Annotated in this window: 2 protein-coding genes; both read left to right on the top strand. The window is 35.6% G+C overall.

The features are described from left to right. Nucleotides 1–263: type II secretion system F family protein (locus CIK04_RS34905; RefSeq protein ID WP_369597192.1), on the top strand; the 263-nt coding region annotated here is incomplete at its 5' end. A 4-nt stretch (nt 264–267) separates the two neighbouring features. Continuing rightward, complete coding sequence (locus tag CIK04_RS34910) at nt 268–444, top strand: hypothetical protein (protein ID WP_325206003.1); 177 nt, start codon at nt 268–270, stop codon at nt 442–444. Nucleotides 445–752 lie beyond the last annotated feature (308 nt).

Raw genomic sequence — 752 nt, forward strand, 5'->3', positions numbered from 1 at the left:
AAGAAGTTATCTCTCGTATTAACCGCATCATGTTTGAAGCGCGCGCCGTCGACAAAAAGAAAAGTTCGTTAACGTCTGAAGCGAGAATGTCAGCCAAAATCATTGCTTGTTTACCCGTTATCTTCTTGTTGATTTTGAAATTTACAAGTCCAGAAAATTATAATTATGTAATGTTTGAGGAAGGTGGGAAACCGATATTTTACTACGTTCTTACTAGTGAGATTATTGGATTTATTTGTATCTGGTTTATTTGCGGGGAGTGAAATCATGAATTTTTCTCTTCCTAGTGTCATATTTATTTTAGTTGCACTTGTTGTTTCTGTTATTGTGGCTATTTTTACCTTAAAAATGTGGGATGAAACCAGAGCAGAAATATCGGTTAGAAAAATAATTGGTTCAACCAAAGAGCAACAGAAACGTGATGATCTTTTTTGTCATTTTTAAATCGTTTTAGTTTTAATTAAAGAAGAAACCAAAAAGAAACTGGTCGCCGCGGGGATCTATAGTGACTTTATCGCTCAAACTTACTATCTATTTAAAATAGTACCTCTGTTCTTAACGATTGGAGGTGGCTTACTAGCAGTGAGTCAAGAGGTCATTGATTTGAATGAATGATACTAATTGGTGCTTTTGCGTTAATTATTTTGTTGCTGGTCCGGATTTATTACATATCTTCGAGAACGAACACTATCACACGTCACGTCAGCTCACGCTTGCCATTTCTGTTGGATTTGATGAATGTGTTGTGTCCA

The organism is Vibrio sp. 03_296 (genome assembly GCF_002265885.1).

Bases quoted from the DNA above. Each gene is read 5' to 3' on its own strand.
- CIK04_RS34910 (WP_325206003.1), top strand. From the start codon at position 268: ATGAATTTTTCTCTTCCTAGTGTCATATTTATTTTAGTTGCACTTGTT.